This window comes from Vreelandella hamiltonii (assembly GCF_014651795.1).
GTDB lineage: Bacteria > Pseudomonadota > Gammaproteobacteria > Pseudomonadales > Halomonadaceae > Vreelandella > Vreelandella hamiltonii.
This window is the reverse complement of the sequence record NZ_BMXO01000016.1, coordinates 24,623-45,009: the sequence shown is the minus strand read 5'-3', so window position 1 is coordinate 45,009 and position 20,387 is coordinate 24,623. Positions and strand designations below refer to the sequence as shown.

Below are 20,387 nucleotides of genomic sequence, written 5' to 3'. Positions count from 1 at the left end.
GACGCAGAGCGAGATGGATCCGGCCTCACGTTGGGGTGCCCCTGTCCAACTGGGCTTCCTTGACGATTCTACGCAGCGACAGCTCGCCTATGGGCACATCGTTTTGGTCCACCACGGTCAAGCGGTCGCAGTGGTCACGCAGCATCATGGAAAGCCCCTGCCGCAGCGAAAAGTCAGCGGGAATACGCGACTGGGCTGGCAGCGTGGGGCCCAGAGACGCCATGTGATCCTTGACGCGCGTCAGCCCTGCCTGTTTGAGCCCCCGCTCCAGGCCGCCCAGCAGCGAATCCACGAAAGGGTCGGCGGGATTCTGCAGCAGCGCCAAAGGCGTGCCCTGCTGGACGATACGCCCCTCGCGCATGACGACCAGGTGGTCGGCCAGTTTCAGGGCTTCATCCATGTCATGAGTCACCAGCACCACGGTCTTGTGCAGCCGAGCCTGCAGGCGGGCCAGCTCATCCTGCAGCTTGTCCCGGGTGATCGGGTCCAGGGCACCAAACGGCTCGTCCATCAGCAAAATATCCGGGTCTGCGGCCAGCGCACGGGCGACGCCCACGCGCTGCGCCTGCCCGCCGGAAAGCTGATGCGGGTATTTGTGCGCAAACTCGCCCACCGGCAGCCCCAGCAAGCCCATCAGCTCTTCGACACGGCGGTTGACCTCGGCAGGTGCCCACTTCAACAGCCGCGGTACCAGGCCAATATTGCGCGCGACGGTCCAGTGCGGGAACAGGCCGGTGCTCTGGATGACGTAGCCGATACGTCGGCGAAGTTTGACCGGGTCGTAGTGCTCTATCGCCTGGCCATCCAGAATGATGTCGCCACGGGTATGTTCGATCAGCCGATTGATCATGCGTAGCGTGGTGGACTTACCGCATCCGGAGGTACCCACCAGGGCACAGAACTTGCCCTTGGCCACCCGCAGTGAAATATCATCCACCGCCGTTTCGTCACCAAACTGCTTGGAGACATGGGAAAGCTCGATCATTGCTGTCCTCCGGGGCGTAGCGCTTCCGCCAGCGCCCCTAATCCTGCATCCACGATCAGCGCCAGCACCAGGATTGGCAGCGCACCCAGCAGCACCATGTCCATGGCCGCCTGCCCCAACCCTTGAAAAATGAAGGTGCCGAGCCCCCCGGCACCAATCAGCGCCGCCACCGCCGTGAGCCCGATGGCCTGTACGGCGGTGACTCTTACCCCTTCCAGCAACACCGGCAGCGCCAGCGGTAGCCGAACCTGCCAGAACCGCTGCGGGCTCCGCATTCCCATGGCCTTGGCCGCTTCCAGGGTCTCTGCACTGACCTCCTCCAGGGCAACGTAAGTATTACGCACCATGGGCAACAGGCTGTAGGCAATCAAGGCGATCAGCGCCGGGGCATTGCCAATTCCACTGACGCCCATGGCTGCCAAGGCAGGCACATTGGCCGCCAGCCAGGCCAAGGGGGCTAGCAGCAAGCCGAACAGCGCCAGGCTGGGAATCGTCTGCAGAAAATTGAGTAGCCCAAAGGCGACGGTTTGCAGGCGCCGGTAGCGGCGCATCAGCATGGCCAGCAGCATGCCCATCACGACGCTGACGCTCACGGCACTGCTGACCAGCACGATATGTTGACTCAACGCACGGTAGAACTGCCGCTCCCGGGCCTGAAACTCCTGCACCAGGGCCAGCGCCTGCAATCCGAAGGCAGCGCACAGCCACCACAAGATGCCGATGCCGAGCAGCAGCAGCGCTGTCCACCATCGGGATAGCCCAAGCCGCAGGCGTACTTCCACCAGACACAGCAACAGCACGAACAGCACCGTCCAGTAGGCAGTCCCGATGCCTAGCCTGGCCTGGGGCGCATCCACGGGTATCAGCCAGTGCCCGGCGACCATCAGGCCAAACGGCATCAGCAACAGAGTCAGGGTAATCACCCCCAGCAGCGCCCGATAATGGCGCGTGCTGGGCACCCAGGCCAGGGCGGCCATGGCGATGAACAGAAGCGATACCAGTACGCCACCGGGCCAGCCAATGGCCGCCACCATTCCAAACCCCGTTCCCGTGACGATCCGATTGGGCGCCACGGTCACCAGATGGAAAGACCAGGCTGCCGCCAGCATGGCGGCGCTCAGGCACAGCAGTACGACATTAGGTTGCCAGCGGCGCCGAATGGCCGCTGGCGATGGCAGTGCGTCGATCAACGACATTCATCAGTCATCCAGGCTATCGAGATATTCGCGAGCCACCTGGTCGGCAGAGCGACCGTTGACGGCCACGTCCGCGTTGAGCGTTTGCAGAGTCACCAGATCCAGCGTCGCAAACACGTCATTGAGCAGGCCTTCGATGTCGGGGTACTGGGCCAGCACGTCTTCTCGTATCACTGGCGCAGGCTGGTAGACCGGCTGCACGCCCAGCGTATCCTCCAGCACCCGCAGTCCCAGCGCAGTGAGCCCGCCATCGGTACCGTAGGTCATGGCACCGTTGACGCCGCTGGTTTGCTGGGCGGCTGCACGCATGGTGGCGGCGGTATTGCCCCCGGAGAGCACCAGCAACTGGTCATCGCTCAACTCGAAGCCGTAGGCGTCTTGAAACGCCGGCAGGGCCTGCTCGGATTCGACGAATTCTGCACTGGCCGCAAACTTGAACTCGCCCCCGTCGGCCAGATAGCTGGCCAGGTCTTCCAGGGTGTCGAGCCCATGGGTCTCGGCCACATCCTGACGAATGCTCATGGCCCAGGTGTTGTTGGCACTGGCCGGCTGCAGCCAGATCAAGCCTTGCTCCGCATCCCGTTCACGAACGGTCTGATAGGCATCATCAGCACTGTTCCACACTGGGCTGTCGGTCATATCGAAAAAGAACGCACCGTTACCGGTATACTCTGGATAGACGTCGATTTCAGCGGCCAGCAGGGCATTCCTCACCACGCTGGTCGCTCCCAGTTGCAGGCGGTCCTGGGTGGCAATCCCATGGCGCTCCAGGGTCTGGATGATCAGTTCTCCCAACACCGAGCCTTCCGTGTCGATTTTGGAAGAGACCACCACCGGCTCGCTGGCCTGGGCCGTCGCGAGTACCGTCGAGGTAACGACCACCGTGGACAAGCAGGCGGTCAGCAGGGGGTTCAGCAGTCGGCGCATGGGGGTCATCCTTTGAGTGAGCATCCTGAGAGTGTCGCTTCAGTATACGAGGCAACTGCGTTGAAGTCAGACGCCGCCTCAACGGCATCCGACTTCCTTCGTCATCAAGGCGCTTCGATGACCCAGGTCGTGCCTTCTCGTGAGTCTTTCAGCACGATGCCAAGCGCTGCCAGCTCGTCACGAATGGCATCGGCGCGGGCGAAGTCCTTGTTGGCTTTGGCCGCCTGACGCTCGGCAATTCTGGCTTCGATCTCGCCTTCATTCAGCGCCATCGAATGCTGCGCCCCTTTCAGGAAAGCCTGCGGCGTCTGCTGCAAGAGCCCCAGCACTCCCGCCAGGCGCTGCAGCTCTCCGGCCAGGCGGGGCGCAGCTTCCGGCTGGTCGCTCTTGGCGCGGTTGAGATCCCTTGCCAGATCGAACAGTACGGCCAGCGCTTCCGGGGTATTGAAATCATCATCCATGGAAGCAGTGAAGCGCTCGGCATAACTCCCCTGCTCACCCTCAGACGCCACCACGACACCTTCAAGGGCGGTATACAGGCGCGTCAACGACTTGCGCGCCTCGACCAGCGAATCCACGGAGTAGTTGATCGGGCTGCGATAGTGGCTGGCCACCAGCAGATAGCGCACGACCTCCGGGTCATGCTCCGCCAGCACATCACGAATGGTGAAGAAGTTGCCCAGCGACTTCGACATCTTTTCCTGATTGACGCGCACGGCACCGGCATGCATCCAGGTGTTCACGTAGGTCTTGCCCGTGGCCGCTTCCGACTGGGCAATCTCGTTTTCGTGATGGGGGAAGGTAAGATCCGGCCCACCGCCATGAATATCGAAGGTGTCCCCCAGGCAGCAGGTGGACATGGCCGAACATTCGATATGCCAGCCTGGGCGGCCGTCCCCCCAGGGGGAGTGCCAATGGGCCTCTCCCGGCTTGGCCGCTTTCCAGAGCACGAAGTCCAGCGGGTCTTCCTTGTGCACGTCCACTTCCACGCGCGCGCCAGAGCGCATGTCATCCAGCTGGCGGTTGTTGAGCTTGCCGTAATCGGCAAACTTGCGCACCCGATAGTAGACGTCGCCGTTTTCCGCGGCGTAGGCAAAGCCTTTTTCCACCAGCGTTTCGATCATGCGGATGATGTCGCCAATATGCCCCGTGGCACGGGGCTCCTGGCTGGGAGGCAGCACATTCAGCCGCTGCTCGTCTTCATGCATGGCCGCGATCATGCGCTCGGTGAGCGAGCTGATGGCCTCACCGTTCTCTTCGGCACGCTTGAGGATCTTGTCGTCGATATCCGTGATGTTGCGCACGTAGGTCACGTCGTAGCCACGGTGGCGCAGGTAGCGGGTAATCACGTCAAAGGCCACCATCACCCTGGCGTGGCCAAGGTGACAGTAGTCATACACCGTCATGCCGCAGACGTACATGCTTACCTTGCCATCGACAAGGGGCTTAAAAGGCTCTTTGCGGCGTGTCAGCGTATTGTAAATGTGCATATGACGTTTCCTTAACCCTTCTGTTTGATTTTCGCCCAGCTATCTTTCAAGCCCACGGTGCGGTTGAACACCAGATGCTCTGCACTGGAGGCGTGGCGGTCGGCGCAGAAATAGCCCATCCGCTCGAACTGGAAACGATCTTCCGGCGCGGCGCTGGCCAGGCTTGGCTCACCGATGGCCTGGCAGGTGACCAGCGACTCGGGATTCAGGTGCTCGAGGAAATCCACATCCTTGTCGCGATCCGGCTGCTCGACCATGAACAGGTTGTCATAGAGGCGTACTTCCATCGGCACACCGTGGGCGGCGCTGACCCAGTGAATGACGCCCTTGACCTTGCGGCCTTCCGGATTTTTGCCCAGGGTGTCGAAATCCACCGAGCAGTGCAGCTCCTGGATCTCGCCAGCGTCGTTCTTGACCACTTCATCGCAGCGGATCACGTAGCTATTGCGCAGACGCACTTCCTTGCCAGGGGCCAGTCGGAAGAACTTCTTCGGCGCATCCTCCATGAAGTCGTCCTGGTCGATGTACAGCTCGCGACCAAACGGCACCTTGCGCATCGGCATGTCGTCACGGGCGGGGTGGCCCGGCACTTCGTAGACCTCTTCGTGGTCTTCCGGCACGTTGGTCAACACCACTTTCAGCGGCTTCAGCACACACATGGCGCGGGGGGCGTTGTCTTCCAGATCCGAACGAATGGCATGGGTCAGCATGGCAATGTCCACCAGGCCGCCATCCGAACGGGTCACGCCGATCATTTCACAGAATTTGCGGATCGAAGCCGGGGTATAGCCGCGGCGGCGCATGCCCGAGATGGTCGGCATGCGTGGGTCGTCCCAGCCATCCACGATCTGCTCATCCACCAGCAGCTTGAGCTTGCGCTTGGAGGTCAGCGTGTAGTCGAGGTTCAGCCGCGCAAACTCGATCTGGCGGGGTTTGGCGGGCACCGGCAGATTGTTCAGGAACCATTCGTACAGCGGACGATGGTCTTCGAACTCCAGGGTACAGATGGAGTGGGTGATCCCTTCGATGGCATCCGACTGGCCGTGGGTGAAGTCGTAGGAAGGATAGATCTTCCAGGCGTCACCGGTCTGGTGATGATGGGCGTGACGAATACGGTACAGAATGGGGTCGCGAAGATTGATGTTGGGCGACGCCATGTCGATTTTGGCGCGCAGCACTTTCTCGCCTTCGGCAAACTCGCCCTTGCGCATACGCTCCAGCAGATCGAGATTCTCTTCGACGCTGCGCTCCCGGTAAGGGCTGGGCTTGCCGGGTTCGGTCAAGGTACCGCGATACTCCCGGATCTCATCGGGAGAGAGGTCGTCGACATAGGCTTTCCCTTCGCGGATCAGGTGCTGTGCCCAGGCATAGAGCTGCTCGAAATAGTCGGAGGCAAAGCGTACGGGGCCTGCCCACTCGAAGCCCAGCCAACTGACGTCTTCCTTGATGGCATCGATATACGCCTGCTCTTCCTTCGCCGGGTTGGTGTCGTCGAACCGCAGATGACACTCACCACCCAACTGCTCGGCGAGCCCGAAATTCAGGCAGATCGACTTGGCATGGCCGATATGCAGGAAGCCGTTGGGCTCCGGAGGGAAGCGCGTCACAATTTTGGTGACCTGGCCGCCCGCTATCTCGTCGCGTACTTGGTTGCGAATGAAGTTCGGCGCTGGGGTGGTCTCGTTGGTCATGGTGGTGTTGATAACCTCATCGTGGATGGCGTGCCGGGCAACCGATGCCTATGCTAAACGGGTTAGCGCTTCGCGGTGCCGAGCAAAACCGCTATTATAACGTGACGCCGATGCACAGCGCCAAGGCGAACGCCTTTATTGAACAGGAATTTATCCATGATCGTATTACAGACGAACCACGGTGACATCACTATTGCTCTCAATCACGAAAAAGCGCCTGCCACCGCAGCCAATTTCGAGCAATACGTGCGCGATGGCTTTTACGACGGCACGCTGTTCCACCGGGTCATCGATGGTTTCATGATTCAAGGGGGCGGCTTCGACCAGGAGTTCAACCAGAAGCCGACACGCGACCCCATCGAAAACGAAGCCGACAACGGTCTGCAGAACACCATCGGCACGCTGGCCATGGCCCGTACCCAGGACCCCCACTCTGCCACCGCCCAGTTTTTCATCAACGTCGGTAACAACAGCTTCCTGAACCACAGCGGCAAAAGCCTGCAAGGCTGGGGTTACGCGGTATTTGGTGAAGTAGTGGACGGCATGGACGTGGTCAACTCCATCAAGGCCGTGAGCACCACGCGCCGTGGCATGCACGCAGACGTACCCGCCGAAGACGTGGTCATCGAGCGCGCCTACCTGAAGGATGCGGAATAACCGTCGGGAGTCTTATGCGTACGCTGCTGATCGCTGACATGCATTTGAGTAACGACACCCCTGAGCTCAATCAGGGGTTTTATCGTTACCTGGAGCATACCGCCAAAGGGGCCGAGGATCTTTACATTCTGGGCGACCTGTTCGACGCCTGGATCGGAGACGACTTGCTGGATACGCCTCACCCCCTCAGCGGGGTGGCCCATGAGGTGATCAAGCGTCTGCGGGCACTGAGCGATGCGGGCACGTCCATTTTTTTCATCCACGGCAATCGGGACTTTCTGATCGGCGAACGCTTCATCAACGCCTGTCAGGCCACCCTGCTGCCCGACAGTGAGCAAGTGGAATTGCAGGGCGTAGCCGCCGTCATTCTGCACGGTGACAGCCTGTGCACCAAAGATGAGGCCTACATGGCGTTTCGCGCCCAGTCTCGCCACCCTGAGTGGCAGGCGCAGATCCTGGCCATGCCGCTGGAGCAGCGGCTAGAGTTGGCCAAGAGCCTGCGTATGCAGTCTGGGGATGCCAACGCCAACAAGGCCGAGGCCATCATGGATGTGACCCACGCAGAAGTCGTGGCCACGATGCAGCGCCATGGGGTGAACATCATGATCCATGGCCACACCCATCGCCCCAAGGTCCATGACCTCACCGTCGAAGACGTACCTGCCAAGCGCTTCGTGCTGGGCGACTGGGACGAGACGCACGGCTGGGACATTGTCGTGGAGCACTCGAGCGAGCGCCACCCGGAGCCCGTACTGCGCCAGTTCTCGCTGACCCAGCCGCCTGGGGTCGACGGCGAATCGCACTAAGCACAGGCCCCGTCATGAAAAAGCCGATCACATGGTTCGGCTTTTTCGTTTTAGCGCTCTATCCTGGCATCACTGCGCAGGTCATCGATCAATCCTTGAATGATCGCCTGAGCCCGCAGCTGTTCGGCCATTTGTGACACGAAAGCATTCATCTGCTCGTCGACCTGCCCTTCGTTGACACTGTCCAATGCAACGACGGCAACGCCCTGAGGCAAGGCCACGGCACGGTAAACGCTGTCGCCCTCTTCAGGGTGTGGCATACGGAACACTTCACGGATCAGCGTTTGCGGCAAAGTGCTGTCCGATTGACGGGTGATGCTGGACGCACTCATCCAGTCCAGCTCCAAGGCTTGACCGTCGCGCAGAGCCGCAATCATCTCATTGGCCTCTTCCTGCAAGGCCTGCTGGCGCTGCTGGGCCGCTACGGCCTGTTCTACCTCATCACGCACGTCGTCAAGAGGCAAGAGCGTCGCGTCACGATGCTCGGCCACGCGAAGCACCAGGCGACGGTCACTGTCCAGCTCGATGACCTCGCTATTGTAACCTTCACCCAGCACGTCAGCGCTGAACGCCTCATCCAGCACGCCCGGCTCGGAAAGCGCTCCTTCACCTTCCCCACGCGCCAACCAGTCGCTCTCGTTGAGCGTCAGGCCGAGGTCATCCGCAACGGACTGCAGATCGTCTGCCGCGAAGCTCTCATCGATCAGACGCTGCACCTGACGATTGAAGTCATCATTGACCTCACGCAGCGCCACTTCCTGGGCCAAACGGTCACGCTGCTCTTCGAAAGAAGGCGCATCCAGCTCGGTAACCTGCAGGATATGGAAAGCACCGTCCATTTCGACGACCTGGGACGTCTCACCGACCCCAAGGGCAAACGCTGCGTCATCGAAGGCATCGCCAAAGAAGCCGCGACTGATCACGCCCAGATCACCACCCTGCTCGGCACTGGCGGTGTCGTCCGAAAAACGCACGGCGGTGTCGGCGAAACTCTCACCACTGTTCAGGTCAGCCAGCGCCTCATTGGCCAGCTGCTGGGCCTCTTCACGGCCACGCTCGGAACCAAAGGTCACCATTATATGGGAAACACGACGGTCGGCATCGCGATTCTGCTCACTCCAGGCAGCGCGGAGTTCGCTCTCGTCCACAGCAATATCTTCAGCCATGGCCTGGCGGTCGATCACCACGTACTCGACGCGCACCTGTTCCGGGCGCTCGAAGCGTTCCTGGTTGGCGTCATAGTAGGCCTGCATCTGCTCCTCGGTGACCTCTACTTCATAAGCAGCATCATTGGCATCCAGCATCACGTAGCGAAAATCTCGCTGCTGGCCTTGCAGGTCTGCCAGACGCTGCTCTTCATTGGCCAAGCTGAAGTCACTGAAAGCCAAGCCCTGCTGCAGTTGCTGACGCTTGATATCCATCCGCAGCTCTTCACGGAACGAGAGCGGCGTGTAACCCGCTCCTGCCAGACGATTCCGGAACATTTCTGCAGAAAAGCGCCCATCCTGATCATGAAACTCAGGCAGTGTCACGATCATCTGGTCAAGCTGAGCGTCGGAGACGTAAAAACCGCCGTCCTCAGCATACTGACGCAGTAAAGACTGAGTGATGAGCTGGTCGAGCATATCGTTGCGCAGTGCCCGCTCCTGCTCAGGAGGCACTTGCCCAGAACGCAGCGCACGCTGCACTTCGAGCTCCACCTGCTGACGCACGATGGGCTCGCCGTTGACGCTCGCCACTTCATTGGGGTCGCTACCAAAGACACTGAACAGCGACTCCACACCAAAAAGCGCCATGGCCGCGACCATGACACCAATGATTATCTTGGCACCCCAGCTTCTGGAGCCATCTCGAATACTTTGCAGCATGCTAGCCTCAGATCATCAAAGCCATTTATCGCCCAAACCATCGGGCCAGAAAAGAACATGGGCGCATCGCGGATGCGATGCGCCCATTAGCTTACAGCAAACGCGAGCCAATTAGTTGACGGCGTCTTTCAGCGCTTTACCGGCTTTGAAGCTGGGCACTTTGGCAGCGCTGATTTCGATCGGCTGACCCGTCTGAGGGTTGCGACCCGTACGGGCGGCACGTTCTTTGATGGCGAAAGTACCAAAACCTACTAAAGAAACGCTTTCGCCTTTTTTGAGGCTATCGGTGACAGACTCCACCATGGCATCCAATGCGCGGGTTGCCGCTGCTTTCGGAATATCAGCAGATGCGGCAATAGCTTCAATCAGCTCGGACTTATTCACACTTCACCCCTTGACTGTTTCAAAAAAATGGCTCTGAACGGCACGGTCACCGAGTGCAACAACCTCAAAGCATAGCTGCGTTTTATAGCAATGCCTTGAAACACCTGTCAAGCAACCGTGCCGTGAAATGCCCGTCGCTCAAGGCATTGGGCAAATTTATTAAGCAAAATTAAAGCAGGACTGCTTTAACACTTAATGGGTGCTTGCAACAGCATTGGTACTGAACGACTTATCCGCTGCTTTCAACGCGGCCTTGTCGTCCACCGATTCGGCTAACGCAACGGCCAATACGTCATCTATCCATCGTACGGGACGAATATCAAGTGCTCCTTTGATATTATCCGGCACTTCCTTGAGATCTCGGCGATTTTCCTCAGGGATCAGGACGATCTTTATACCACCGCGGCGAGCTGCCAGCAATTTCTCCTTCAATCCCCCGATGGGCAGTACCTCACCGCGAAGATTGACCTCTCCGGTCATGGCCACGTCACAGCGAACCGGACGCAGTGAATAGGCCGACACGATGGCAGTGACCATGGCGATACCCGCACTAGGTCCGTCCTTGGGCGTCGCGCCTTCGGGCACATGGATATGCAGATCTTCATTCTCAAAGCGCTGAGGATCGATACCATAAGCAACGGCCCGTGATTTGACCACGGTCTGTGCCGCACTGACCGACTCTTTCATGACGTCGCCCAGTGAACCGGTCTTGTGCAGACGCCCTTTGCCAGGCGTCACGACGGACTCGATATTGAGCAGCTCACCGCCTACCGAGGTCCAGGCAAGCCCCGTCACGCGCCCTACCTGGTCCTCTTGTTCGGCCAGACCGTAGCTGTAGCGACGCACGCCAGCGTAGGTCTCGATATCGTCGGCCAGGAGTACCTGTTTCGCCTGCAGCTGGCTCCCGGCTTTGGTGCCCGAAGTACGCTCCGCTTCCAGCCTTTCGCGCAGCACTTTACGGCACACCTTGGCGATCTGGCGCTCCAGCTCGCGCACTCCCGCCTCGCGGGTGTAGTAGCGCACCAGCTCTAGCAAGGCATCGTCTTCCAACGCCAGCTCTTCGTCTTTCAGGCCATTGGCCTCCAACTGTTTGGGCAGCAGGTAGCGTTTGGCAATGGCCAGCTTCTCGTCTTCCGTGTAGCCCGGCAGACGAATGATTTCCATACGATCCAGCAGTGGCCCGGGAATGTTCATCGAGTTGGCCGTACAGATGAACAACGTCTCGGAAAGATCGTAGTCCAGCTCCAGATAGTGATCGCTGAAGCTGTTGTTCTGCTCTGGGTCCAGCACTTCCAGCAGCGCTGAGGCCGGATCACCGCGATGGTCCATGCCCAGTTTGTCTACTTCGTCCAGCAGGAACAGCGGGTTTTTGACCCCTGCCCGGCTCATGCGCTGCATCAACTTGCCAGGCAGAGAGCCAATGTATGTCCGGCGATGGCCGCGAATCTCGGACTCGTCCCTCACGCCGCCCAGCGCCAGACGCACGTACTTGCGGTTGGTCGCCTTGGCGATGGACTGCCCCAGAGAGGTCTTGCCAACGCCAGGTGGGCCAACCAGACACAGTACCGGACCACGCATCTTGCGAACGCGCTTTTGCACCGCAAGATATTCGAGAATGCGCGCCTTGACCTCTTCCAGACCATAATGGTCTTGATCGAGCACTTCTTGCGCTTTGACCAGGTCATGCTTGATACGAGTGCGCTTTTTCCAGGGCACGGCAATCAGCCAGTCCAGGTAGGAGCGCACCACGGTAGCCTCGGCAGAATTCGACGACATCATCTTGAGCTTGTTCAGCTCCTGGGTTGCCTTGTCGGAGGCTTCTTTCGGCATACCCGATTCTTGAATGGCACGCTCATACTTCTCGGCCTCATTGGGCACATTGTCCAGCTCACCCATCTCTTTCTGGATGGCCTTCATCTGCTCGTTCAGGTAGTACTCGCGCTGGGTCTTTTCCATCTGCTCCTTGACCCGGGAGCGGATGCGCTTTTCGACCTGCAGCAAGTCGATTTCTGATTCGATCAGCGCCATCAGGTGCTCGATACGATCACGCACGCGGTCCATTTCGAGCAGATCCTGCTTGTCACCGATCTTCAATGACAAGTGCGCACAGATGGTGTCTACCAAACGGCTGGGATCTTCTATACCCGACAGAGAGTTGAGCACTTCATTGGGCACTTTTTTCGACAGTTTGACGTATTGCTCGAACTGATTGAGCAGCACGCGCACCAGCGCCTCCTGCTCACGACTGGTCAGAGGCTCACTGTCGCGGGGCAGAAGATGGGCCTGGGTGTAACCGGCCTCGTTCTCCTCGATACGGACGACATCCGCACGAAAGCTGCCTTCGATCAGCACTTTCACCGTGCCATCAGGCAATTTGAGTAGCTGCATGATGTCTGCCACGGTGCCCATGGCATACAAATCCGTATTGTCCGGCTCATCTTGAGACGCTTCACGCTGAGCCACCAGCAATACACGTTTGTCCGCTTCCATCGCGGCTTCAAGCGCTTGAATGGATTTTTCGCGACCCACGAAAAGCGGAATGACCATCTGCGGGTACACGACCACATCCCGCAGCGGCAACAGGGGTAGACATTGTGTCTGATCGGCGTTCTGCTGCATCGCAGACGTTCCTCAATTTCGGATGAGTACTTGAACGGCATTCAAGCCGGATACTTTGCCAAGCAGCTCATGATACAAGACGTATGAACAACAAGGGGCCGCCTAGGCGACCCCTTGGATTGGCGCATGCGGTGGTCATGAGACCGCGCGGAAACCCGGGCGGTTAACCATCGGTGCCGTCAACGCGGGCAGCCTCTTGCTGGGAGTAGATCAGCAGTGGCTCGCTTTCGCCGGCAATCACCGAACCTTCGATGACCACTTTGCTGACGCCTTCCAATGAAGGGATTTCGTACATGGTATCCAGCAGCACGGACTCCAGAATCGAGCGCAAACCACGAGCTCCGGTCTTGCGCTCCATGGCTTTGGCAGCCACGGCACGCAGTGCCTCATCCCTGAACTCCAGCTCCACGTCTTCCATCTCGAACAGCTTGGCGTACTGCTTGACCAGCGAGTTCTTGGGCTCCGTGAGAATCTGCACCAAGGCATCTTCGGTGAGCTCGGTCAACGTGGCGATGACAGGCAAACGACCCACGAACTCGGGAATCAGGCCAAATTTCACCAGATCCTCGGGCTCGACGTCGGCCAACAGCTCACCCACGCCCCGACTGGACTCCTTGCTTTTCACGCTGGCATTGAAACCGATACCACCTTTTTCAGCGCGATCACGGATGACTTTGTCCAGTCCGGCAAAAGCACCACCAACGATGAACAGGATGTTGGCCGTATTGACCTGTACGAACTCCTGCTGGGGATGCTTGCGCCCACCTTGGGGAGGCACGGACGCCGTCGTTCCTTCGATGAGCTTGAGCAGCGCCTGCTGAACACCCTCACCCGATACATCACGAGTAATCGAGGGGTTATCCGACTTGCGAGAAATCTTGTCGATCTCATCGATATAGACAATGCCACGCTCGGCTTTCTCTACATCGTAATCACACTTCTGAAGCAGTTTCTGGATGATGTTTTCGACATCCTCACCCACATAGCCCGCTTCTGTCAGCGTAGTGGCGTCTGCAATCGTGAAGGGTACATTCAATAGCCGCGCCATGGTTTCCGCCAGCAGCGTTTTGCCGCTACCGGTAGGACCAATCAGGAGAATGTTGGATTTACCCAGCTCCACGTCGCCTTCGCGCACCTCTGATTTGAGACGCTTGTAGTGGTTGTATACCGCTACGGACAGCACCATCTTGGCGCGGTCTTGCCCGATGACGTAATCGTCCAATGTATGACGTATTTCGCGGGGCGTGGGTAAACGCTCCTCATCGCTCTCGGCATCGGCTTCGAGAACTTCCTCGCGAATGATGTCATTACACAAGTCGACACACTCATCGCAGATATAAACGGACGGGCCAGCAATCAGCTTGCGTACTTCGTTCTGGTTTTTACCGCAAAACGAGCAGTACAGCAGCTTGCCACCTTCGTCCTTGCCTTTGCCGTCGGCCATTCGCGTACCTCTGTCACTAAGGCGGCCAGAGCCGCCTGAAAAGCTCTTAGAAAAGCAGAATCCTACTACGCTATCAGGATGTAGGACGCTTATCCAGCACTGCGTCAATCAAGCCATACTCTTTTGCTTTATTGGCGCTCATGAAGTTATCACGGTCGGTATCACGGGCCACCGTTTCGATATCTTGACCCGTATGATGGGCCAGAATCTGGTTCAGCTTCTCACGAATACCGAGAATTTCACGGGTATGAATCTCGATATCCGACGCCTGACCCTGATAACCGCCCAACGGCTGGTGGATCATGACGCGCGAATTGGGCAGACAGTAGCGCTTGCCAGCAGCACCCGCCGTCAGCAGCAAGGCGCCCATGCTGGCCGCTTGACCAATACACACCGTGGAGACGTCCGGCTTGATGAACTGCATGGTGTCATAAATCGACATGCCAGCCGTGACCGAACCGCCAGGCGAATTGATGTACAGATGAATATCTTTGTCGGGGTTCTCAGACTCCAGAAACAGCAGCTGAGCGACCACCAGGTTGGCCATGTAGTCTTCCACAGGACCCACCAGAAAAATGACGCGCTCTTTCAACAGGCGCGAGTAGATGTCGTAGGCTCTTTCCCCTTTGGCGCTTTGCTCCACCACCATGGGCACTAAACCGCCGGCGTTTTGAATATCAAACTCACTCATTCGGGTGATTCCTTGCGTCCGGTAAGGGAAAAGCGCACCTGAGAACAGGTGCGCGACTCGATGAGATCAGGCGCTCGCCTGCTCGCTTTCTTCAGCGGTCTCATCTTGCTCAGCCTGCTGCTGGGCGGCTGCCAGTGCCTGCTGATAAGACATTTCAACGTCTTTGACGTTCGTTTGCTCCAGCAGTTTCTCGACCGCCTTCTCTTCGAGGATGGCAGACTTCACCTGGGTTTTGAGCTGCTCGTTACCCATGTAGTACTCGACGACTTCCGAGGGGTCTTGATACTGCTCAGCCAGCTCTTCCACCTTCGCCTTGATGGCGGCATCATCGGCATCCAGCTCGTTGGATTTGATGACTTCCGCCAGCAGCAAGCCTACCTGCACGCGGCTCTTGGCCTGGTCGGCAAACAGCTCATTGGGCAGTTGGCTGACGTCGAAGTCTTCACCCAGACCGAATTGCTGAGCTGCCTGACGCTTCATGGCGTCGGTTTCCTGCTGCACCAGCGCGCTCGGCACGGGGATGTCGTTGGCTTTCTTCAGCGCATCCAGCACCTGCTGCTTGACACGGTTATCCACGGCTTGTGCCGCTTCACGGGTCATGTTCTTCTTGATTTCAGCGCGGAACTGGTTTTCGTCGCCGCCTTCAACGCCAAAACGCTCGATGAACGCCGCATCCACTTCCGGCAGCTTCTGGCTGCTGACCTTGTGGACAGTGACCTTGAAAGTCGCTTCCTGACCTGCCAGATGCTCGGCCTGGTAATCTGCCGGGAAGGTGACGGAAATCGTTTTCTCTTCACCCGCCTTGGCACCGATCAGCTGATCTTCGAAACCAGGAATGAAGCTGTTCGATCCGATGACCAACGCGTGGCCTTCAGCACTGCCGCCTTCGAAAGGCTCATCGCCCAGGAAGCCCTGAAAATCGATGGTGACCTGATCGCCAGAGGCAGCAGCGGCGTCGACTTCTTCCCAGGCAGCGTTTTGCTTGCGCAGGGTATCGATCATCTCGTCGACATCGGCATCATTGACGGCGACGACCGGACGCTCTACTTCAGTACCTTCGATGGAGGCCAGCTCGACCTGCGGGTAGATTTCCATGATCGCGACGAACTCGAGATCTTTGCCCGCCTGGTTTACCTTGGGCTCGATCTGCGGGAAGCCAGCAGGATTGAGGCCTTCTTCGGTGATGGCGCGCACGTAACGCTCGCGCATGACTTCGCCAACCACTTCATTGCGCACGCTGTCGCCGTAACGCTGGTTAACAACGGCCATCGGCACCCGGCCTTGGCGAAAACCGTTCAGGCGAACGTTTTTCGCAGTCTCTTTCAAGCGAGCGCTGACGGCCCCATCGATTTCTGCTGCCGGCACTTGAATAGTGATACGGCGTTCGATCTGGGAGGTCGTCTCGACGGAAACTTGCATGAATTGTCCTCTAGCGGCTGGGCGTTGGGTTGATTACGTAAAATTGATTCAAGAGGGCGATTTTAAGAACCCTGACGCAAGGAGGCAAGCGCCATGCTCGCAAGATGGGGGCTAGCCCCCCAATTTCAAGGGTTCGGGCATCAAAAACAGGCGCATTCCAATGCTTGCACGACTTCAAGCGCGCGAACGCCACCAAAGTGTGACGGCATGCAACAGTAGCCCACAGGTGGCCGCGTGGGAGATGAATTCCTGCCAACTGATCCACGCCGTGAACAGCGCATGCCAACCACCCATGATGATGGCGCCCAACAACATCATGACACTAAGGCGCTTGAGCAGCGCTGGCAACCGCTGACGAGCCTCGACGGGAAGCATCTTCCACTGCACCGCAGCCGCCCCTGCCACCAGCACCAGGGCCATGACGATCAGCGTTTGACGAGTCTCATGCCCGCCCGCCAGATAGCGCGGCAAAGCAGACAACATGACCACGCACAGGCCAATGGCAATGCTTACCCGTTCAGGAGAGTGAGCCGCTGACTGCATGGTTACGCCACCTTCAACTGCTGAGCCACGATCCACTCTTCCACCCACGGCACTGCAGCATCATCGGCCATGAAGGTCTCCATGGCATCGACTTCCAACCGTTCCCCGAGACGCTGAGCACCCAACGATGTCAGCAGCTCGTCCAGTGCACGGCCGGCACCGCAGAACGTATCGCCATAGGAGCTGTCGCCGAGCGCGATCAGTCCGTAACGAAGACCGGTGAGCGAAGGTGACTGGTCTTTCAGGCTGCGCACGAACGGTACGATATTGCCAGGAAAGTCGCCACTACCGGTGGTCGACAAGCAAAACAGCGTCAGGTCATTATCTCCACTCACGTCTGTCAACGTTGGCTGTTCAGACACCACTACGGCATATCCCGCCTTCTCGAACAGCGGCTTGACCTGCTCGGCTACGTCAAGGGCACCGCCATACATGGTGCCCACCACAATCGTCATCTTTGGCATTGCTTACTCCCAGTTCACAATGTTCAGTCGACAAATACCTGATGAATTTGGTCAAATATTAACACGACTGGCAAAAGCCGCGCACGTTGCGCACGCCCTTCTTCCTTCTACTCTTACATCTTCTATCTGCAGGAGCGCTTATGCAGCAAGCCTTTGAGACATGGATCACCCCTATCATGATCGGCGGCTTGATCGTGTTCATGTGCTTCATCATTTGGGATTTGGCCAAAAAGTCGAATGCAGGCAAATTCGGCACGATCATGCTGTTCGTCGTACTCGGCGCAGGCATGATGGGTTACATCATCAAAGTCATCATCACCTGGTTGATCGAAGGGAGAGGCCTGTAGCCTTTCTAATCTTTCAGCCATAAAAAAAGGAGTGCTTTCCAGCACTCCTTTTCGACATGGGTGGTCAAGGCTAATCCGGCTTGCCAAGACCACTTTCGCTCGCATACCGCTCTACCTGCTGCTTGAGCTTCTGACCAGGCCTGAAGGTCACTACTCGGCGCGCCGAAATCGGAATTTCCTCTCCGGTCTTGGGGTTGCGCCCTGGACGCTCACGCTTGTCGCGCAGGTCGAAATTACCAAATCCTGACAGCTTCACTTGCTCGTTTTCACGTAAGCAAGCGCGAATCTCTTCGAAAAAAGCTTCGACCATCGCTTTTGCTTCTCGTTTTGACAGCGCCAGCTCGCTATGTAAATGCTCTGCTAGCTCTGCTTTGGTCAACGCACCCATAAGGCTCCTCCATGTAGCAAACGGTGTAGCAAACGCACTGCCAGGATCGTGGTAAGCGTCATGTCATGGCATGGCGTCATCAACCGCGCAGATCAGCGTTCAGCTCGGTACGCACGGTAGTCACAATGGCATCAACCAACTGGTTGATTTCTTCATCATTTAGCGTGCGCGATGCGTGTTGCCAGGTCAAGCCCAGCGCAATGCTCTTGTGACCTTCGGCAACGCCCTTACCAGCATAGACATCAAACAGCTTGATGTCTTTCAAGCTTTCTCCCGCCTGAGACTTCGCACAGTCGAGCAGCGCCTGCACTGGCGTCTCTTCCTTGACCGTGAACGCCAGATCGCGGCGCACTTCTGGATAGCGGGAAAGTGGTTCAAAGGCGGGAACTGCTCCTTGACTCAGAGCATCCAGTCGCACTTCGAACAGCACGGCATCCACTTTCAGGCCCAATTTGGCACGCACCTGAGGATGCAGCGTTCCAATCCAGCCAACCGGCTTCCCTTTATGCAGCACCTTGGCCGTCTGCCCCGGATGCAAAGCCGAGTGCTCGCCAGGTTCGAAGCGCCAATCTTCTGCAGCCCCCCCCAGTGCCAGCACACTCTCAAGGTCGCCCTTGAGATCATAGAAATCGACGGCTGCCTTACCGCCACTCCAGCCTTCTGCTTCACGACCTCCGCACACCAGCGCCCCCATCATGGGTACTTGAGAAAGATCGTCCAGCGGGCCATTGAACACCAGGCCCGTCTCGAAGAGACGAACGCGCGACTGCTGGCGATTGAGGTTGTGCTCCAGCGCCCTCACCAGCCCCGGAAACAGACTGGCTCGCATGACGGACAGATCCGCCGAAATCGGGTTGGCCAATACGGGTGATACGGCGTCGGGCAGCAGTGCCGCCTGAAGGTCTGGCGCCACGAAGCTATACGTCACCGCTTCCTGGTAACCACGAGCCACCAGCTGGTTACGCAGACGCGCCAGCGTCAGGGTCGACTCGTTGGCAGGACGCAGCGCCAGGCGAGCGGCTGGTCGGCGGACGGGCAGATTGTTGTAACCATGCACACGGGCGACCTCTTCGATGAGGTCCTCTTCGATGGCAATGTCGAAACGCCAGCTGGCTGCCTTGACCTTCCAACCCTCCGCCAAGCGCTCCACTTGCAGCCCCAGACGCTCGAGGATATCGCTCACCTCATCACCTGGCAGCTGCTTGGAAAGCGCTGCTTCGAGTCGTGCTTCACGCAGCATGATGGTCTTCGGTGCAGGTATTGCCTGCTGGTGAACAGCTTCCGTAACCGGCCCAGCCTGACCACCACAGATCTCCAGCAGCAATTGGGTCGCCCGTTCGATCGCGCTACTGGCCAACTCAGGGTCCACCCCACGCTCGTAGCGGTGCGAGGCATCCGTATGAAGGCCATAAGAGCGAGCCTTGCCCGCAATCGCTAGCGGCGCGAAAAATGCAGACTCCAGGAAAATGGTGTGCGTTTTCTCGCTGACGCCAGAGTTTTCCCCTCCCATGACACCAGCCATGGCCAGGGGCCCACGCTCATCAGTAATCAACAGCGTATCCTGACGAAGCGCTACGTCCTGGCCGTCCAGCAAGGTCAGTCGCTCTGACGACTGCGCCATGCGCACACAAATACTGCCGTGAAGGTTGTCGCGGTCAAAGGCATGCAGCGGCTGACCCAGCTCGAGCATGACGTAGTTGGTGACATCGACGACCGGGTCGATCGAGCGCACGCCACTGCGGCGCAGCCGCTCCACCATCCATAGCGGCGTTTCCACTTGTACGTCGACACCCTTGATGACACGACCCAGATAGCGGGGGCACTGCTCTGCGGCGTCCACGCGCACAGGGAAAGTATCGTCGATCGTGGCGGGCACCGGCGTAATCTGCGGGCCGCTGACAGGCAGTCTGTTCAGCACGCCCACTTCGCGCGCCAACCCTTTGATGCTCAGGCAATCACCGCGGTTAGGCGTCAGATCGACCTCGATGGTCATGTCGTCCAACTGCATGTACTCGCGGAAGCTGACGCCGACCGGAGCTGCCTCGGAGAGTACCAGAATGCCTGGCGAGGTTTCCTCCTCCAAACCCAGCTCGGATGCCGAGCAGATCATGCCATTGGATTCGACACCACGCAGCTTGGCTTTCTTGATCTTGAAGTCGCCCGGCAGCACTCCGCCCACCTGGGCAAAAGGAATTTTCTGACCGACTGCCACGTTGGCGGCACCACACACCACCTGGACGGGCGCGCCGGTACCGTCATCCACGGTGCACACATTGAGCTTGTCGGCATCCGGGTGTTTCTCTTTACTCAACACTTCGGCAACGACGACACCACTGAAAGCTGCAGCAACGGCCTCGACCGCGTCGACTTCGAGCCCTGCCATGGTGATCTGATCGGCAATGGCTTGCGCATCCAACTGCGGAGCAACCCATTCACGCAGCCACTGTTCTGAAAACTTCATAATTTTT

At 58.5% G+C, this 20,387-nt stretch carries 18 protein-coding genes; 3 read left to right on the top strand and 15 right to left on the bottom strand.

Features of this window, described 5'->3' with window-relative positions:
• Window positions 1-25: 25 nt before the first annotated feature.
• The 5 genes from IE061_RS14815 to IE061_RS14795 form a co-directional block, all read right to left on the bottom strand.
• Window positions 26-985 (bottom strand): ABC transporter ATP-binding protein, encoded by a 960-nt coding sequence (locus IE061_RS14815; RefSeq protein WP_039181792.1) that lies wholly within the window; start codon window positions 983-985, stop codon window positions 26-28.
• Window positions 982-2,181, bottom strand: a complete 1,200-nt coding sequence (locus IE061_RS14810; RefSeq protein WP_189463148.1) for an ABC transporter permease — start codon at window positions 2,179-2,181, stop codon at window positions 982-984. The genes IE061_RS14815 and IE061_RS14810 overlap by 4 nt, the downstream gene beginning before the upstream one ends.
• A 3-nt stretch (window positions 2,182-2,184) precedes the next feature.
• The gene (gene osmF / locus IE061_RS14805; protein ID WP_193461928.1) at window positions 2,185-3,108 is read right to left on the bottom strand and encodes a glycine betaine ABC transporter substrate-binding protein OsmF; all 924 of its coding nucleotides are present in this window, start codon (window positions 3,106-3,108) and stop codon (window positions 2,185-2,187) included.
• 104 nt (window positions 3,109-3,212) lie between these two features.
• The gene (gene cysS, locus IE061_RS14800) at window positions 3,213-4,598 is read right to left on the bottom strand and encodes a cysteine--tRNA ligase (protein ID WP_193461927.1); all 1,386 of its coding nucleotides are present in this window, start codon (window positions 4,596-4,598) and stop codon (window positions 3,213-3,215) included.
• An 11-nt stretch (window positions 4,599-4,609) separates the two neighbouring features.
• Window positions 4,610-6,289 (bottom strand): glutamine--tRNA ligase/YqeY domain fusion protein, encoded by a 1,680-nt coding sequence (locus IE061_RS14795; protein ID WP_039181804.1) that lies wholly within the window; start codon window positions 6,287-6,289, stop codon window positions 4,610-4,612.
• 156 nt (window positions 6,290-6,445) lie between these two features.
• Here IE061_RS14795 and IE061_RS14790 point away from each other — a divergent pair, with 156 nt between their 5' ends.
• Window positions 6,446-6,946: a peptidylprolyl isomerase gene (locus IE061_RS14790; RefSeq protein WP_193461926.1), complete on the top strand. Its 501-nt coding sequence runs from the start codon at window positions 6,446-6,448 to the stop codon at window positions 6,944-6,946.
• Window positions 6,947-6,960: 14 nt separating this feature from the next.
• Window positions 6,961-7,752: a UDP-2,3-diacylglucosamine diphosphatase gene (locus IE061_RS14785; RefSeq protein ID WP_039181807.1), complete on the top strand. Its 792-nt coding sequence runs from the start codon at window positions 6,961-6,963 to the stop codon at window positions 7,750-7,752.
• Between the two features lie 50 nt (window positions 7,753-7,802).
• On the opposite strand, the gene IE061_RS14780 is transcribed toward IE061_RS14785, so the two are convergent.
• The 8 genes from IE061_RS14780 to IE061_RS14745 all read right to left on the bottom strand — a co-directional run bounded on the left by IE061_RS14780 (window position 7,803) and on the right by IE061_RS14745 (window position 17,184).
• Window positions 7,803-9,620, bottom strand: coding sequence for a SurA N-terminal domain-containing protein (locus tag IE061_RS14780; RefSeq protein ID WP_193461925.1), 1,818 nt, complete (start codon window positions 9,618-9,620; stop codon window positions 7,803-7,805).
• Window positions 9,621-9,731: 111 nt separating this feature from the next.
• Window positions 9,732-10,004 (bottom strand): HU family DNA-binding protein, encoded by a 273-nt coding sequence (locus tag IE061_RS14775; protein WP_009724302.1) that lies wholly within the window; start codon window positions 10,002-10,004, stop codon window positions 9,732-9,734.
• A 192-nt stretch (window positions 10,005-10,196) separates the two neighbouring features.
• A complete protein-coding gene (lon, locus tag IE061_RS14770; RefSeq protein WP_193461924.1) occupies window positions 10,197-12,623 on the bottom strand; it encodes an endopeptidase La in 2,427 nt (808 codons plus the stop codon).
• A gap of 163 nt (window positions 12,624-12,786) precedes the next feature.
• Entirely contained in the window at window positions 12,787-14,067 is a 1,281-nt protein-coding gene (clpX, locus tag IE061_RS14765; protein WP_039181818.1) for an ATP-dependent Clp protease ATP-binding subunit ClpX, read from the bottom strand.
• A gap of 73 nt (window positions 14,068-14,140) precedes the next feature.
• Window positions 14,141-14,758, bottom strand: a complete 618-nt coding sequence (gene clpP, locus IE061_RS14760; RefSeq protein ID WP_016913935.1) for an ATP-dependent Clp endopeptidase proteolytic subunit ClpP — start codon at window positions 14,756-14,758, stop codon at window positions 14,141-14,143.
• Window positions 14,759-14,824: 66 nt separating this feature from the next.
• Window positions 14,825-16,177 (bottom strand): trigger factor, encoded by a 1,353-nt coding sequence (gene tig / locus IE061_RS14755; protein WP_193461923.1) that lies wholly within the window; start codon window positions 16,175-16,177, stop codon window positions 14,825-14,827.
• 174 nt (window positions 16,178-16,351) lie between these two features.
• Window positions 16,352-16,720 (bottom strand): hypothetical protein, encoded by a 369-nt coding sequence (locus tag IE061_RS14750; RefSeq protein ID WP_096922926.1) that lies wholly within the window; start codon window positions 16,718-16,720, stop codon window positions 16,352-16,354.
• Window positions 16,721-16,722: 2 nt separating this feature from the next.
• Window positions 16,723-17,184, bottom strand: a complete 462-nt coding sequence (locus tag IE061_RS14745) for a flavodoxin domain-containing protein (RefSeq protein WP_039181827.1) — start codon at window positions 17,182-17,184, stop codon at window positions 16,723-16,725.
• A gap of 140 nt (window positions 17,185-17,324) precedes the next feature.
• Here IE061_RS14745 and IE061_RS14740 point away from each other — a divergent pair, with 140 nt between their 5' ends.
• Entirely contained in the window at window positions 17,325-17,531 is a 207-nt protein-coding gene (locus tag IE061_RS14740) for a DUF2788 domain-containing protein (protein ID WP_039181829.1), read from the top strand.
• Between the two features lie 70 nt (window positions 17,532-17,601).
• On the opposite strand, the gene IE061_RS14735 is transcribed toward IE061_RS14740, so the two are convergent.
• Together IE061_RS14735 and pheT are read right to left on the bottom strand one after the other, a co-directional pair.
• Window positions 17,602-17,919, bottom strand: a complete 318-nt coding sequence (locus IE061_RS14735) for an integration host factor subunit alpha (protein WP_039181832.1) — start codon at window positions 17,917-17,919, stop codon at window positions 17,602-17,604.
• A gap of 79 nt (window positions 17,920-17,998) precedes the next feature.
• The gene (gene pheT / locus IE061_RS14730) at window positions 17,999-20,380 is read right to left on the bottom strand and encodes a phenylalanine--tRNA ligase subunit beta (protein WP_144984621.1); all 2,382 of its coding nucleotides are present in this window, start codon (window positions 20,378-20,380) and stop codon (window positions 17,999-18,001) included.
• Between the last annotated feature and the right edge of the window lie 7 nt (window positions 20,381-20,387).